Source organism: Streptomyces sp. GSL17-111 (assembly GCF_037911585.1).
GTDB lineage: Bacteria > Actinomycetota > Actinomycetes > Streptomycetales > Streptomycetaceae > Streptomyces.
This window is the reverse complement of sequence record NZ_JBAJNS010000001.1, coordinates 559,652-573,438: the sequence shown is the minus strand read 5'-3', so window position 1 is coordinate 573,438 and position 13,787 is coordinate 559,652. Positions and strand designations below refer to the sequence as shown.

Below are 13,787 nucleotides of genomic sequence, written 5' to 3'. Positions count from 1 at the left end.
GCAATGACTGCTACTTCCCGCCCGGCCCGCCCGGCCCGCCCTGTGATGCTCGGCCAGAACCAGTACGGCAAAGCGGAGAACCGCGTCGTCAAGATCACCCGGGACGGCGACACCCACCACATCAAGGACCTGAACGTCTCCGTCGCCCTCTCCGGTGACATGGACGACGTCCACTACTCCGGCTCCAACGCCCACGTGCTGCCGACGGACACCACCAAGAACACGGTGTTCGCCTTCGCCAAGGAGCACGGCATCGAGTCCGCCGAGCAGTTCGGCATCCACCTGGCCCGGCACTTCGTCGAGTCCCAGCCGGCCATCCACCGGGCCCGCATCCGGATCGAGGAGTACGCCTGGGACCGGATCGAGACCTCCGACTCGGGCAACCGCTTCATCGGCGCGGACGAGGTGCGCCACTCCTTCGTGCGCAACGGCCAGGAGACCCGCACCGCGCAGGTCACCTACGACGGCGAGAACTTCCAGGTCTTCTCCGGCCTGAAGGACCTCACCGTCATGAACTCCACCAACTCGGAGTTCTGGGGGTACGTGAAGGACAGGTACACCACCCTCAAGGAGGCGTACGACCGCATCCTCGCCACCCAGGTGACGGGCGTGTGGCGGCACAACTGGACGCGTGACGACCAGCGCATGCCCCACTGGGAGCGCAGCTACGCCCAGGTCAAGCGCCACATGCTCGACGCGTTCGTCGAGACCTACAGCCTCTCGCTGCAGCAGACGCTGTACCAGATGGGCGCGCGCGTCATCAACAGCCGCGGTGAGGTGGACGAGATCCGCTTCTCGCTCCCGAACAAGCACCACTTCCTGGTGGACCTGGAGCCGTTCGGGCTGAAGAACGACACCGCCGAGGGAGCCGTCTACTACGCGGCGGATCGGCCCTACGGCCTCATCGAGGCCACCATTCTGCGGGACGGAGCCGAGCCGCAGATCCCGGTCGACATGACCAACCTGTAAGCAGCCCGTAGGGGCGCCGCCCGGCAGGGCGGCCGCCCGGGCCCCCCGACGCAGCGCCGGCGTCGACGAATCCCGGGGGAGAGCGGGGGCATCTGCGCGACACAGCACCACCTTCGGACCCGGTCGGCACCCCGCTCGACCCCCGGGCCCGGACCTCCGGACGGAAACACGAGGTACATCCCATGGCTGGTTCAGCACCCGAGCGCATCGTCATCGAGAACTGCGCCGTCGCCACCGTGGACGCGCACGACACCGAGTACGCCGCCGGGCACGTCGTCGTCGCCGGCAACGTCATCGAGTCGGTGGGCGCCGGCGCCGCCCCCGAGGGCCTGGCGAACGTCGTACGGCGCGTCGACGGCACCGGGCACCTGGCCACCCCCGGCCTGGTCAACACCCACCACCACTTCTACCAGTGGATCACCCGGGGGCTCGCGCAGGACTCCAACCTCTTCAACTGGCTCGTGGCCCTGTATCCCACCTGGGCGCGCATCGACGAGGAGATGGTCTACGCGGCCGCCCAGGGCTCCCTGGCCATGATGGCCCGGGGCGGAGTCACCACCGCCATGGACCACCACTACGTCTTCCCGCGCGGCACCGGCGACCTGCTCGGCGCGGAGATCCGCGCCGCCCGGGAGATGGGCGTCCGCTTCACCGCCGCCAGGGGGTCGATGGACCGCGGCGCGTCGGACGGCGGCCTGCCGCCGGACTTCGCCGTCGAGACGCTCGACAGCATCCTGGAGGCCACCGAGGCGGCCATCGACACGCACCACGACGCCTCCTTCGGCTCCATGCTGCACATCGCCGTCGCGCCCTGCTCGCCCTTCTCCGTCTCCACCGAGCTGATGCGCGAAGGCGCGAAGCTCGCCCGGCGCAAGGGCGTGCGGCTGCACACCCACGGCTCGGAGACGGTCGAGGAGGAGAAGTTCTGCCACGAGCTGTTCGGCATGGGCCCGACCGACTACTTCGAGTCCACCGGCTGGCTCGGTGACGACGTGTGGATGGCGCACTGCGTCCACATGAACGACGCCGACATCGCCGCCTTCGCCCGCACCGGCACCGGCGTCGCCCACTGCCCGTCCTCCAACGCCCGCCTGGCCGCCGGCATCGCCCGCGTCCCGGACATGCTGGCCGCCGGCGTGCCCGTCGGCCTCGGCGTGGACGGCACCGCGTCCAACGAGTCCGGCGAGCTGCACACCGAGCTGCGCAACGCGCTCCTCATCAACCGCCTCGGCGGCCACCGGGAGAACGCGCTGAACGCCCGCCAGGCCCTGCGCCTGGGCACCTTCGGCGGCGCGCAGGTCCTCGGCCGCACCGCCGAGATCGGCTCCCTGGAGGCGGGCAAGCTGGCCGACCTCGTCCTGTGGAAGCTGGACGGCATCGGCCACGCCTCCATCGCCGACCCGGTCGCCGCCCTCGTGCTCGGGGCCGCCGCACCGATCACGCTCTCCCTCGTGAACGGCCGGGCGGTCGTCGAGGACGGCCGGCTCACCACCGTCGACGAGGACGCCGTCGCCCGCAGCACCCGGGCCGAGGCGCAGCGCCTGGCCCGGATCGCGGCCGACGCGTCCTGACCGACATCAGAGGACTCCGGCCGGGAGGGACGGCTCCCGGCCGGTGGTTCAGGATCCGAGCGGGGTCCTGAACGAACGGCCGGGGCGGGGCGCGCACTACGGTACGCGCCCCGCCCCGGTACCCCCGCCCACGTCCCGTTCCGCCACCTCCCACACCTGAGCACCACACCTATCACCTCCCTGACACCCTCGTGCCGCCTCCCCGGCGGCGCAGTAACCGACAGGAGGACCGAGTGTCCGCTAGGCCCGGTACCCGGAACGACGACGCAAGCCCCGAACAGGACGGCGGTCAGGCGAAGGGAGGGAAACACCCCGTCGACGAGGTCCTGCCGCCCCTGAAGATGGTCACCAGCGGGCTCCAGCACGTCGCCGCCATGTACGCGGGCGTCGTGGCGGTGCCCCTCGTCATCGGCGCCGCGGCGGGGCTCGGCCCCGGCGACACGACGCTGCTGATGGCCGCCAGCCTCTTCACCGCCGGGATCGCCACGCTGCTCCAGACGCTCGGGGTCTGGCGGATCGGCGCCCGGCTCCCCTTCGTCAACGGCGTCTCCTTCGGCGGCGTCGCCGCCATGACCGCCATCATCGCCGCCGAGGGCGGCGCGTCCGGACTGCCCGTCATATTCGGCGCGGTCATCGTCGCCGGACTGCTCGCCTTCGCGGTCAGCAGCTGGTTCTGCAAACTGGTGCGGTTCTTCCCGCCCGTGGTCACCGGCTCCGTCATCACCCTGATCGGCCTGTCCCTGATGCCGGTCGCCTTCGGGTGGATCGCCGACGGCGAGGGGGGTGCCGACGGCGCCCCGGCGGGCAACATCGGACTCGCCGCCGTCGCGCTCGTCATCACGCTGGCCGTGCGCCGCTACGCGCGTGGGTTCCTGCAGTCCATCGCCATCCTCATCGGCCTGGTCGCGGGCACCCTCGTCGCGGTCCCGCTCGGCATGGCGGACTTCTCCGGCCTCGGCGACGCCGACCTCGTCGGGTTCCCGACCCCCTTCCACTTCGGCGCTCCGCAGTTCTCCGTCCCGGCGATCGTCTCGATGTGCATCGTGATGCTGGTGATCATGACCGAGTCGACGGCCGACATGATCGCCCTCGGCCGGATCGTGGACAGGCCGGTGGACGAGAAGGTCATCGCCGCCGGCCTGCGCGCGGACGCCCTCGGCAGCGCCGTCGCCCCCGTGTTCAACGGCTTCGCGGCCAGCGCCTTCGCCCAGAACGTGGGCCTGGTGGCCATGTCCAAGGTGCGCAGCCGGTTCGTCGTGGCGGTCGGCGGCGGCATCCTGGTCCTGCTGGGCCTGTGCCCGGTGGCCGCCGCCCTCGTCTCGGCCGTACCGCTGCCGGTGCTCGGTGGTGTGGGCGTCGTCCTCTTCGGGACGATCGCGGTGAGCGGCGTCCAGACCCTCGTGCAGGCGGGCCTCGAACACGGCGAGAACGCCCTCATCGTCGCCGTCACGCTCGGCGTCGGCCTGGCTCCGGAGATGGCGCACGGCTTCTACGGGCAGTTCCCCGACAGCGCCACCATCATCCTCGACTCCGGCATCAGCACGGGCTGCATCCTCGCCGTCCTGCTGAACCTGCTCTTCAACCACCTGCGGTCCCGCAAGGACGCTGCGACGCCGACGCCGACGCCGACGCCGCCGGTCGGCGCGCCCACGGAACCGGGGGTGACCGCCCCGGCCGCGGCCCATCTCCACTGAGCCGCGGCCCGTGTGGGCGGGGCGCCCCCGGCCCCGCCCACACGGACGCCGCCGCCCGCGCCGTCGGGGCGCCTACGCGCCGCAGGTGCGGAGGTAGTGGCGGGTGCGGCGGGCGATCGGAAGCGGCCGTTCCGGTGGGCAGGGGTACATGTCCTGCTCGACGATGGCGAACAGGTCCACGTCCAGCTTCCGCGCCGCCGCCAGGACCGGCTCCAGCGCCGGTTCGCCGGCCGGGGGTTCGCACATGACGCCCTGCCGCACCGCCGGGCCGAAGGGCGTGCCGTCCCGCACGACGGCGGCCAGCACCGCCGGGTCGACCTGTTTGAGGTGCAGGTAGCCGATGCGCTCCCCGTACGTCTCGATGAGCCGCACGCTGTCCCCGCCGCAGTAGGCGTAGTGGCCGGTGTCCAGGCACAGGTTCACCAGCGCGGAGTCCGTCGCGTCGAGGAAGCGGGTGACGTGCTCCTCGGTGGCGATGTGGGTGTCCGCGTGCGGGTGGACGACGGTGTCGAGGCCGTACTCCTCCCGCACCCGCCGGGCCAGTCGCTCCGTGCCGGTCGTCAGGTCGTGGAACCGCTCGGGCGTCAGGTGCGGCGGCTCGACGGGCTCGCCGGTCCGGTCGTCCCGCCAGAACGCCGGGATGACGACGAGGTGCCCCGCGCCCATGGCGCGGGTCAGTTCGGCGACGCGGGAGACGTGCGCCCACGTCTCGTCCCACACCCCGGGTCCCCGGTGCAGCGCGGTGAAGACCGTCCCGGCGGACACCCTCAGCCCACGGCGCCCGGTCTCCTCGGCGAGCCGCGCGGGGTCGGTGGGCAGGTAGCCGTAGGGGCCCAGTTCGATCCAGTCGTACCCCGCCTCGGCCACCTCGTCGAGGAAGCGCTCCCAGGGCACCTGCCGCTCGTCGTCGGGGAACCACACGCCCCAGGAGTCGGGCGCCGAGCCGATCCGCAGCCGGTCCGAGGCGGGCACGTTCGCGGTGTTCATCGGCATCGGACTCCTCCGTGGTCCCCCGGCCCGGCCGGGGAGGCGGGCCCCGTGGCGCGGGGCGTGGGCGCGGGCCGCCGGAAGCGGCCCGTACCCCCCGGCTACCCGGAATCGGCCGTGCTCAGTGCGGAGCCGGGGGAAACGGTGGCAGGCTCCGCACTCGGGGCCGCAGCCGTGGGTACGGATGCCCCGGGGGAGTGAAGGCCGCCGACCGACCTGCTGAAAGGCTGCGCCCATGACACCGCCGCTGGACGTGATCACGATGGGCCGCATCGGCGTGGACCTCTACCCCCTCCAGACGGGCGTCCCCCTCGCCCGGGTCGAGACCTTCGGGAAGTTCCTCGGCGGCTCCGCGACCAACGTCGCCGTCGCCGCCGCCCGGCTCGGCCGCTCGGCCGCCGTCATCACCCGCACCGGGGACGACCCCTTCGGCGCCTACTGCCACGAGGCGCTGCGGGACTTCGGGGTGGACGACCGCTGGGTCACCCCCGTCCCCGGCCTGCCGACCCCCGTCACCTTCTGCGAGATCTTCCCGCCCGACGACTTCCCCCTCTACTTCTACCGGCAGCCCAAGGCCCCCGACCTGGAGATCCACGGCGGCGATCTGGACCTGGACGCCGTCACCGCCGCCCGCGTCTTCTGGATGACCGGAACGGGCCTGTGCGCGGAGCCCAGCCGCGCCGCCACCCTGCGCGCCCTCACCGCCCGCGCCCGCCGAAGCCCCACCGTCTTCGACCTGGACTGGCGGCCCATGTTCTGGCCGGGCGAGGGTCGGGCGGCGGCGGAGGCCGCCCGCGCGCCCTACCGCGAGGCCCTCGCCCTGGCCACCGTCGCCGTCGGCAACGTGGCCGAGTGCGAGGTGGCCACCGGGCGCGACGACCCGGCCGACTGCGCCCGGGCCCTGCTCGACGCGGGCGTCGAGCTGGCCGTCGTCAAACGCGGGCCGGACGGCGTACTCGCCGTGCACCGCGACGGCACGACCGCCGAGGTCCCCCCGCACCCCGTCGAGGTCGTCAACGGCCTCGGCGCGGGGGACGCGTTCGGCGGCGCGCTGTGCCACGGGCTGCTCGCCGGGTGGGACCTGGAGCGCGTCCTGCGGTACGCCAACGCGGCGGGCGCCCTGGTGGCGTCCCGCCTCGCCTGCTCCTCGGCGATGCCGACACCGGGGGAGGTCGACGCCCTGCTGACCGGCTGAACCCCGGCCGCGGGCCCGCCACCCCGCGGCGACCTGCGCCACCCGGCGGACGGCACCGCCGCCACGACCGCACCCTCGCCCCACCGCGACGAAACGGGGAAGCTGAATCACCATGAGCGACACCGGAGCCCACCTGACCGCCGGCCGCACCGCCCACGGCCCGTACGCGCTCGACATCGACCCGCGCACGGCGGGCTGGAGCCACAGCGCCCTGCGGATCGTCGAGCTCGCCCCCGGCGCCGCGCACACCTTCGCCACCGGTGACAGCGAGTGGATCGTGCTGCCGCTGTCCGGCGGCTGCACCGTCCGCGTCGACGGCCTGGCCTTCGAGCTGGCCGGACGCACCGGCGTCCTCGACGGCGTCACCGACTTCGCCTACGTGCCCCGGGACGCCGAGGTGACGGTCACGAGCCGGGACGGCGGACGGTTCGCCCTCCCCGGGGCCCGTTGTACGCACCGGCTCCCGGCCCGCTACGGCCCGGCCGCGGGCGTCCCCGTCGAGCTGCGCGGCGCGGGCCGGTGCTCGCGGCAGGTCCACAACTTCGCCGCCGCCGACGTCTTCGAGGCCGACCGGCTCATCGCCGTCGAGGTCCTCACCCCGGGCGGCAACTGGTCCTCCTACCCGCCCCACAAACACGACGAGCACCTGCCCGGCCGCGAGTCGCGGCTGGAGGAGATCTACTACTTCGAGATCGCCCCCCACGCCGGCGCCGACGGCTTCGGCTACCAGCGGGTCTCGCCCTCCGCCGAAGGCGGCACCGACGTCCTCACCGAGGTCCGCACCGGGGACGCCGTGCTGATCCCCGACGGCTGGCACGGCCCCTCCATCGCCGCCCCCGGCCACGCCATGTACTACCTCAACGTCATGGCGGGCCCGGACGCCGAACGGGCCTGGCTCATCCGCGACCACCCCGACCACGCCTGGATCAGGGACACCTGGCGCGACGCCGACGTCGACGCGCGGCTCCCCTTCCCGCAGGAGTCCCGATGACGACGACGTGCCGGCTCACCGTCGCCCAGGCGCTCGTGCGCTTCCTCGCCGCCCAGTACACCGAGCGCGACGGCAGGCGGCAGCGCCTGATCAACGCCGTCTGGGGCATCTTCGGCCACGGCAACGTCGCCGGGATCGGCCAGGCGCTCGTCGAGCACCGGGACGCCATGCCCTTCCTCCAGGGCCGCAACGAACAGGCCATGGTCCACGCGGCCGTCGGCTACGCGCGCCACAGCGACCGGCTGCGCGCCCACGCCGTGACGACGTCCATCGGGCCCGGTGCCACCAACCTCGTCACCGGCGCGGCGCTCGCCACCGTCAACCGACTGCCCGTCCTGCTCCTGCCCGGCGACACCTTCGCCACCCGCGTCGCCGACCCGGTGCTCCAGCAGCTCGAAGTGCCCCACGCGGGCGACGTCTCCGTCAACGACACCCTGCGGCCCGTCTCCCGCTACTTCGACCGGGTGACGCGGCCCGAGGCGCTGATCCCCGCCGCGCTCCAGGCCGTGCGGGTGCTCACCGACCCGGCCGGGACCGGCGCCGTCACCCTCGCCCTGCCGCAGGACGTCCAGGCCGAGGCGTTCGACTGGCCGGAGGAGTTCTTCGCCGACCGGGTGTGGCCCGTCCGCAGGCCGCAGCCCGAAACGGCGGCGCTCGCCGAGGCCGCCTCGGCCCTGCGCGGCGCCGAGCGGCCGCTGCTCGTCGCGGGCGGCGGCGTCCACCACAGCGAGGCGGAGGCGGCCCTGGCGGCCTTCGCGGACGCCACCGGCATCCCCGTGGCCGTCACCCAGGCCGGGAAGGGCGCGCTGCGCCACGACCACCCGGCCGACGTCGGCGGGATCGGCCACACCGGCACCGCGACGGCCGACGACCTCGCCCGCACCGCCGACGTCGTCCTCGGCGTCGGCACCCGCTGGACGGACTTCACCACCGCCTCCCGGACGCTCTTCGCCCATCCCGGCGTCCGCTTCGTCAACCTCAACGTCACCCCGGTGGACGCCCACAAGCACGCCGCCACCGCCCTCGTGGCCGACGCGCGGGAAGGGCTCGACGCCCTGCGGCGCGCCCTGGCGGGGCACCGCGTCAGCGCCGCGTACGCCGACGCCTACCGGCAGGCCGAGGACCGCTGGGAGCGCCGGGTGGACGCCGCCTTCGCGGCCCCGGACCCCGCCGCCCGCCCCACCCAGGCCCAGGTCATCGGCGCGCTCGACGCCGTCGTCGGCGAGGAGGACGTCGTCGTGGCCGCCGCCGGGTCGCTCCCCGGCGACCTGCACAAGCTCTGGCGGGCCCGCGCACCGCGCCAGTACCACCTGGAGTACGGCTACTCCTGCATGGGGTACGAGATCCCCGGGGCGCTCGGCGTCAAGCTGGCCGCGCCCGACGCGCCGGTGTGGGCCCTGGTCGGGGACGGGTCGTACCTGATGATGCCCGGCGAACTGGTCACCGCCGTGCAGGAGGGACTGAACATCAACCTGCTGCTCGTGCAGAACCACGGCTACGCCTCCATCGGCGGCCTCTCGGAGGCCACCGGGGCCGAACGCTTCGGCACCGACTACCGCTTCCGCGCCGAGGACGGCACCTACACCGGCGACCCGCTGCCCGTCGACCTGGCCGCCAACGCCGCCTCCCTCGGCCTGGACGTCCTGCGCGCCACGACGGTGGCGGAGCTGCGCGACGCGCTCGCCGCCGCCCGCGCCTCCCCGCGTCCCACCTGCGTGTACGTGGAGACCGACCCCCGCCCCTCCGCGCCGGAGGCGCAGGCCTGGTGGGACGTGCCCGTCGCCGCCACCGCGACCCGGGAGGCGGCCGTCACCGCGCGCGCCGCGTACGTCCGGCAGGCCGCCGCCCGCCGCCACCACCTGTGACCCGTCCCGACCCGTCCGCCCCCACACCCGAAAGGCCGCCCATGAAGACCCTCGGCCACTGGATCGGCAACCGCTCCGTGCCCGGCGCCTCCGGGCGCTTCGCCCCCGTCCACAACCCGGCCACCGGCGACCGCACCGCGCGGCTGGCCCTGGCGGACACCGACGAGGTCGACGCCGCCGTCGCCGCCGCCCGCACGGCCCACCGCACCTGGGGCACCAGCTCCCTCGCCCGGCGCACGGCCGTCCTCTTCCGCTACCGCGCCCTGCTCGAAGCCCACCGGGAGGAGTTGGCGGCCCTCATCACCGCCGAGCACGGCAAGGTCCGGGCCGACGCGCTCGGCGAGGTCGCGCGCGGCCTGGAGATCCTCGAACGCGCCTGCGGCATCGGCGAGCAGCTCAAGGGCGAGCTGTCGACCGAGGTCTCCACCGGGGTCGACGTCGCGGCCCTCCGGCAGCCCCTCGGCGTCGTCGCGGGCATCACGCCGTTCAACTTCCCCGCCATGGTGCCGATGTGGATGTTCCCGATCGCCGTCGCCTGCGGCAACACCTTCGTGCTGAAGCCGAGCGAGAAGGACCCCTCGGCCGCGTTCCGGCTGGCCGAGCTGGCCGCCGAGGCGGGGCTGCCCGACGGCGTGCTGAACGTCGTGGGCGGCGACCGCGCGGCGGTGGAGCGGCTGCTGGAGCACCCGGACGTCGCCGCCGTGTCGTTCGTCGGCTCGACGCCCGTCGCCCGGCACGTCCACCGGACGGCCGTCGCCCACGGCAAGCGGGTGCAGGCCCTCGGCGGCGCCAAGAACCACATGGTCGTGCTGCCCGACGCCGATCTCGACCTCGCGGCGGACAGCGCCGTCAACGCCGCCTACGGCTCGGCGGGGGAGCGGTGCATGGCGGTCTCCGTCGTCGTCGCGGTGGGGGAGAGCGGTGACGAGCTGGTCAGGAGGATCGCCGACCGCACCGCGCGGCTGCGCGTCGGCCCCGGCGACGACCCGGCCTCTCAGATGGGCCCGCTCATCACCCGCGAACACCGCGACACGGTCGCCTCCTACGTCGCCTCCGCCCGCGCGCAGGGCGCCGAGGTCGTCCTCGACGGCACCGCCGCGCGTGTCGAGGGCCACGAGGACGGCTACTTCCTCGGCGCCAGCCTGCTGGACCGGGTGCCGCTGGAGGCCGACGCCTACCGGGACGAGATCTTCGGCCCGGTCCTGTGCGTCGTGCGGGCCGCGAGCTACGAGGAGGCCCTCGGGATCGTCAACGCCTCCCCGTGGGGCAACGGTGCGGCCGTCTTCACCCGGGACGGGGGCGCCGCCCGCCGGTTCCAGCTGGAGGTGGAGGCCGGGATGGTCGGCGTCAACGTGCCCATCCCGGTGCCCGTCGGCCATCACTCCTTCGGCGGCTGGAAGGACTCCCTCTTCGGTGACCTGCACGTCTACGGCAACGACGGGGTCGCCTTCTACACGCGAGGCAAGGTCGTCACCACCCGCTGGCCCGACCCCGCCGACGCCGGCATCGACCTCGGCTTCCCCCGCACCGACCGCTGACCCGACGTGCGGGCCCCGGTGCGGCGGACCCCGACGGGGCGGGCCGGGAGTTGACACTCCCGGCGAAGCTGTCAAGGCTGGCGGGCATGCGCATCGGACTCATCGGCACGGGACGGATCGGGACCTTCCACGCACGCACCCTGCGGGGCCTGCCGGAAGTGACGGAGCTGCTGCTCGCCGACGCCGACCCCGCCCGCGCCGCGACGGTCGCCGAAACGGTGGACGCCACCGCGCTCCCGTCGCCGGACGCGCTGCTCGCCGCCGCACCGGACGCGGTCGTGATCGCCTCGGCGACGGCCTCCCACGCCGAGCTGATCGGCGCCGCCGCCCGCGCGGGGCTGCCCACGTTCTGCGAGAAGCCCGTCGCCGCCGACCTCACCGGCACGGTGACGGTGCTGGAGGAGGTCGAGCGGGCGGGCACCGTGCTGCAGATCGGCTTCATGCGGCGGTTCGACGCCGGATACGCGGCGGCCCGGGAGGCGGTGCGGGCGGGCCGGCTCGGGCGGCTCCACACCGTGCGGACCGTCACCTCCGACCCGGCCCCGCCCCCGCCCGGCTACCTGCCGCTCTCCGGCGGCCTCTTCCGCGACTGCCTGGTGCACGACGTCGACGCCCTGCGCTGGGTGACGGGACGTGAGGTCGCCTCCGTGTACGCCGTCGGCGTGGACACCGGGCCGCCGATGTTCCGGGAGGCCGCCGACGTCGCGACGGCGGCCGTCCTGCTCACGCTCGACGACGGCACGCTCGTCACCGCGACCGCCACCCGGCTGAACGGCGCCGGGTACGACGTCCGCATGGAACTGGCCGGTGAGCGCGACCAGATCGCGGTCGGTCTGGACCCCCGCACGCCCCTCAGCTCCGTCGAGCCCACCGCCGAGCCGCGCGGCGGCGTGCCCTGGGACGGCTTCCTGACCCGGTTCGCCCCCGCGTACGAGGCCGAGTTGGCGGCGTTCGTCGCCGTCGCCCGGGGGGAGCGGGCCAACCCGTGCGACGGCCGCGAGGCCCTGGAGGCGCTGCGGGTGGCCGAGGCGTGCGAGGTGTCCCGCCGCGAGGGTCGCGCGGTCACCCCGGCCTGAGGCCCCATGGCCTTCATGACCTCATGGCCTCAGGCCGGCGGTCCGTCAGGGCAGCAGCTCGTACGCCGGGAGGGTGAGGAAGTCGGCGTAGTCGGCGTCCAGGGCCACCTTCAGCAGCAGGTCGTGGGCCTGCTGCCACTGCCCGGCGGCGAACGCCTCCTCGCCCAGCTCGGCGCGGAGCGCCTCCAGGTCGCGCGCGGCGATCGAGCGCACGAGCTCCGCCGTCACCCGCTGACCGTCGTCGAGGACGACGCCGGCGTCCACCCACTGCCAGATCTGCGAGCGGGAGATCTCGGCCGTCGCCGCGTCCTCCATCAGCCCGAAGATGGCCACCGCGCCGAGGCCGCGCAGCCACGCCTCGATGTAGCGGATGCCGACCTGGACGGCGTCCACCAGCCCCTGGTGCGTGGGGCGGGCGTCGAGCGAGTCGATGGCGATGAGGTCGCCCGCGCCGACCCGGACGTCCTCGCGCAGCCGGTCCTTCTGGTGCGGGCGCTCGCCGAGCACCGCGTCGAACGACGCCCGGGCGACGGGGACCAGGTCCGGGTGGGCGACCCAGGAGCCGTCGAAGCCGTCGGCGGCCTCGCGGTCCTTGTCGTTCCTCACCTTGGTCAGGGCCCGTTCGTTCGCCTCGGGGTCGCGGCGGTTGGGGATGAACGCCGCCATGCCGCCGATGGCGTGCGCACCGCGCTTGTGACAGGTCCGCACGAGCAGCTCGGTGTAGGCGCGCATGAAGGGCGCCGTCATCGTCACGGCGTTGCGGTCCGGCAGGACGAACCTCTCCCCGCCGTCGCGGAAGTTCTTCACGATGGAGAACAGGTAGTCCCAGCGGCCCGCGTTGAGCCCGGAGGCGTGGTCGCGCAGCTCGTAGAGGATCTCCTCCATCTCGTAGGCCGCCGTGATGGTCTCGATCAGGACCGTGGCGCGGACGGTGCCCTGCGGGATGCCGAGGCGGTCCTGGGCGAAGACGAAGACGTCGTTCCACAGCCGGGCCTCACGGTGCGACTCGGTCTTCGGCAGGTAGAAGTACGGGCCCTTCCCCAGGTCCAGCAGCCGCTGGGCGTTGTGGAAGAAGTACAGCCCGAAGTCGACCAGGGCGCCCGGGACGGCGCGCCCGCGCACCTGGAGGTGTCGTTCGTCCAGGTGCCAGCCGCGCGGCCGCATCACGACGGTGGCCAGCTCCTCGGCGGGCCGCAGGGCGTAGGACTTGCCGCGGGCGTCGGTGAAGTCGATGCGGCGCTCGTAGGCGTCGATCAGGTTGGCCTGGCCGTCGACGACGTTCGCCCAGGTGGGCGCCGAGGCGTCCTCGAAGTCGGCGAGCCAGACCTTCGCGCCCGAGTTGAGCGCGTTGATGGTCATCTTCCGGTCGGTCGGACCGGTGATCTCGACCCTGCGGTCCTCCAGCGCGGCGGGCGCCGGGGCGACCCGCCAGTCGCCGTCGCGGATGTGCGCGGTCTCCGGCAGGAAGTCCAGGGTGCTCGTCCGGGCGATCTCCGCCCGCCGCTCCGCTCGGCGGGCCAGCAGCTCGTCACGACGTGCGGTGAACCGCTCGTGCAGCTCGGCGACGAACGCCAGGGCCGCCTCGGTCAGCACCTCGTCCTGCCGGGCGGGGGCCCGGTCGGGGTCGACATCGACGATGGCCAGCGGTGACGGCGCTGGTGCGGACATGGGCGCTCACTCCTCTTGGGTCTCCGAACGACCCTCCCACGCCGTCCCCTTGACGGTCAGGGGCCGGTGCCTGGGACGCCGGACTTCCGTGCTCGTGGTACGCGTGCGCGGCACTCGGTGCCACGCACCTTCGAAACTGGAGACTAGTTTCCTCATGGTGGAACTTCAATAGTTTGTTGACATCAAGATGGACGACGTCGAGAAGAACGGGGTCGAGATACCCCGCCCGGTCC

Annotated in this window: 10 protein-coding genes; 8 read left to right on the top strand and 2 right to left on the bottom strand. The window is 73.8% G+C overall.

Going from position 1 to position 13,787, the window contains the following annotated elements; genetic code table 11:
* Positions 1 to 3: 3 nt before the first annotated feature.
* The 3 genes from pucL to V6D49_RS02680 all read left to right on the top strand — a co-directional run bounded on the left by pucL (position 4) and on the right by V6D49_RS02680 (position 4,234).
* A complete protein-coding gene (gene pucL, locus V6D49_RS02690; RefSeq protein ID WP_340556738.1) occupies positions 4 to 969 on the top strand; it encodes a factor-independent urate hydroxylase in 966 nt (321 codons plus the stop codon).
* Between the two features lie 182 nt (positions 970 to 1,151).
* Positions 1,152 to 2,540, top strand: a complete 1,389-nt coding sequence (locus tag V6D49_RS02685; RefSeq protein ID WP_340556737.1) for an 8-oxoguanine deaminase — start codon at positions 1,152 to 1,154, stop codon at positions 2,538 to 2,540.
* A 233-nt stretch (positions 2,541 to 2,773) separates the two neighbouring features.
* Positions 2,774 to 4,234 carry a nucleobase:cation symporter-2 family protein gene (locus V6D49_RS02680; protein WP_340556736.1) on the top strand — a complete coding sequence of 487 codons (1,461 nt, stop codon included), beginning with the start codon at positions 2,774 to 2,776 and terminating at the stop codon, positions 4,232 to 4,234.
* Between the two features lie 72 nt (positions 4,235 to 4,306).
* Here the strand turns inward: V6D49_RS02680 and V6D49_RS02675 are convergent, their stop codons facing one another.
* The gene (locus tag V6D49_RS02675) at positions 4,307 to 5,221 is read right to left on the bottom strand and encodes a sugar phosphate isomerase/epimerase family protein (protein WP_340556735.1); all 915 of its coding nucleotides are present in this window, start codon (positions 5,219 to 5,221) and stop codon (positions 4,307 to 4,309) included.
* A 235-nt stretch (positions 5,222 to 5,456) separates the two neighbouring features.
* Here V6D49_RS02675 and iolC point away from each other — a divergent pair, with 235 nt between their 5' ends.
* From iolC to V6D49_RS02650, 5 genes are all read left to right on the top strand, one after another.
* Complete coding sequence (iolC, locus tag V6D49_RS02670; protein ID WP_340556734.1) at positions 5,457 to 6,416, top strand: 5-dehydro-2-deoxygluconokinase; 960 nt, start codon at positions 5,457 to 5,459, stop codon at positions 6,414 to 6,416.
* 112 nt (positions 6,417 to 6,528) lie between these two features.
* The gene (gene iolB, locus V6D49_RS02665; RefSeq protein ID WP_340556733.1) at positions 6,529 to 7,407 is read left to right on the top strand and encodes a 5-deoxy-glucuronate isomerase; all 879 of its coding nucleotides are present in this window, start codon (positions 6,529 to 6,531) and stop codon (positions 7,405 to 7,407) included.
* Entirely contained in the window at positions 7,404 to 9,272 is a 1,869-nt protein-coding gene (gene iolD / locus V6D49_RS02660) for a 3D-(3,5/4)-trihydroxycyclohexane-1,2-dione acylhydrolase (decyclizing) (protein ID WP_340556732.1), read from the top strand. The genes iolB and iolD overlap by 4 nt, the downstream gene beginning before the upstream one ends.
* A 41-nt stretch (positions 9,273 to 9,313) precedes the next feature.
* Positions 9,314 to 10,810, top strand: a complete 1,497-nt coding sequence (locus V6D49_RS02655) for a CoA-acylating methylmalonate-semialdehyde dehydrogenase (RefSeq protein ID WP_340556731.1) — start codon at positions 9,314 to 9,316, stop codon at positions 10,808 to 10,810.
* Between the two features lie 86 nt (positions 10,811 to 10,896).
* The gene (locus V6D49_RS02650) at positions 10,897 to 11,886 is read left to right on the top strand and encodes a Gfo/Idh/MocA family protein (RefSeq protein ID WP_340556730.1); all 990 of its coding nucleotides are present in this window, start codon (positions 10,897 to 10,899) and stop codon (positions 11,884 to 11,886) included.
* 45 nt (positions 11,887 to 11,931) lie between these two features.
* Here the strand turns inward: V6D49_RS02650 and aceB are convergent, their stop codons facing one another.
* On the bottom strand, positions 11,932 to 13,554 hold the full coding sequence (gene aceB / locus V6D49_RS02645; protein ID WP_340556729.1) for a malate synthase A: 1,623 nt from the start codon (positions 13,552 to 13,554) through the stop codon (positions 11,932 to 11,934).
* Positions 13,555 to 13,787: the final 233 nt, after the last annotated feature.

Excerpts from the sequence above, each read along its gene's own strand:
- V6D49_RS02675 (WP_340556735.1), bottom strand. The coding sequence starts at position 5,221 with ATGAACACCGCGAACGTGCCCGCCTCGGACCGGCTGCGGATCGGCTCG.
- iolB (WP_340556733.1), top strand. The coding sequence starts at position 6,529 with ATGAGCGACACCGGAGCCCACCTGACCGCCGGCCGCACCGCCCACGGC.
- V6D49_RS02650 (WP_340556730.1), top strand. The coding sequence starts at position 10,897 with ATGCGCATCGGACTCATCGGCACGGGACGGATCGGGACCTTCCACGCA.
- iolD (WP_340556732.1), top strand. The coding sequence starts at position 7,404 with ATGACGACGACGTGCCGGCTCACCGTCGCCCAGGCGCTCGTGCGCTTC.
- V6D49_RS02685 (WP_340556737.1), top strand. The coding sequence starts at position 1,152 with ATGGCTGGTTCAGCACCCGAGCGCATCGTCATCGAGAACTGCGCCGTC.
- pucL (WP_340556738.1), top strand. The coding sequence starts at position 4 with ATGACTGCTACTTCCCGCCCGGCCCGCCCGGCCCGCCCTGTGATGCTC.
- aceB (WP_340556729.1), bottom strand. The coding sequence starts at position 13,554 with ATGTCCGCACCAGCGCCGTCACCGCTGGCCATCGTCGATGTCGACCCC.
- V6D49_RS02655 (WP_340556731.1), top strand. The coding sequence starts at position 9,314 with ATGAAGACCCTCGGCCACTGGATCGGCAACCGCTCCGTGCCCGGCGCC.
- iolC (WP_340556734.1), top strand. The coding sequence starts at position 5,457 with ATGACACCGCCGCTGGACGTGATCACGATGGGCCGCATCGGCGTGGAC.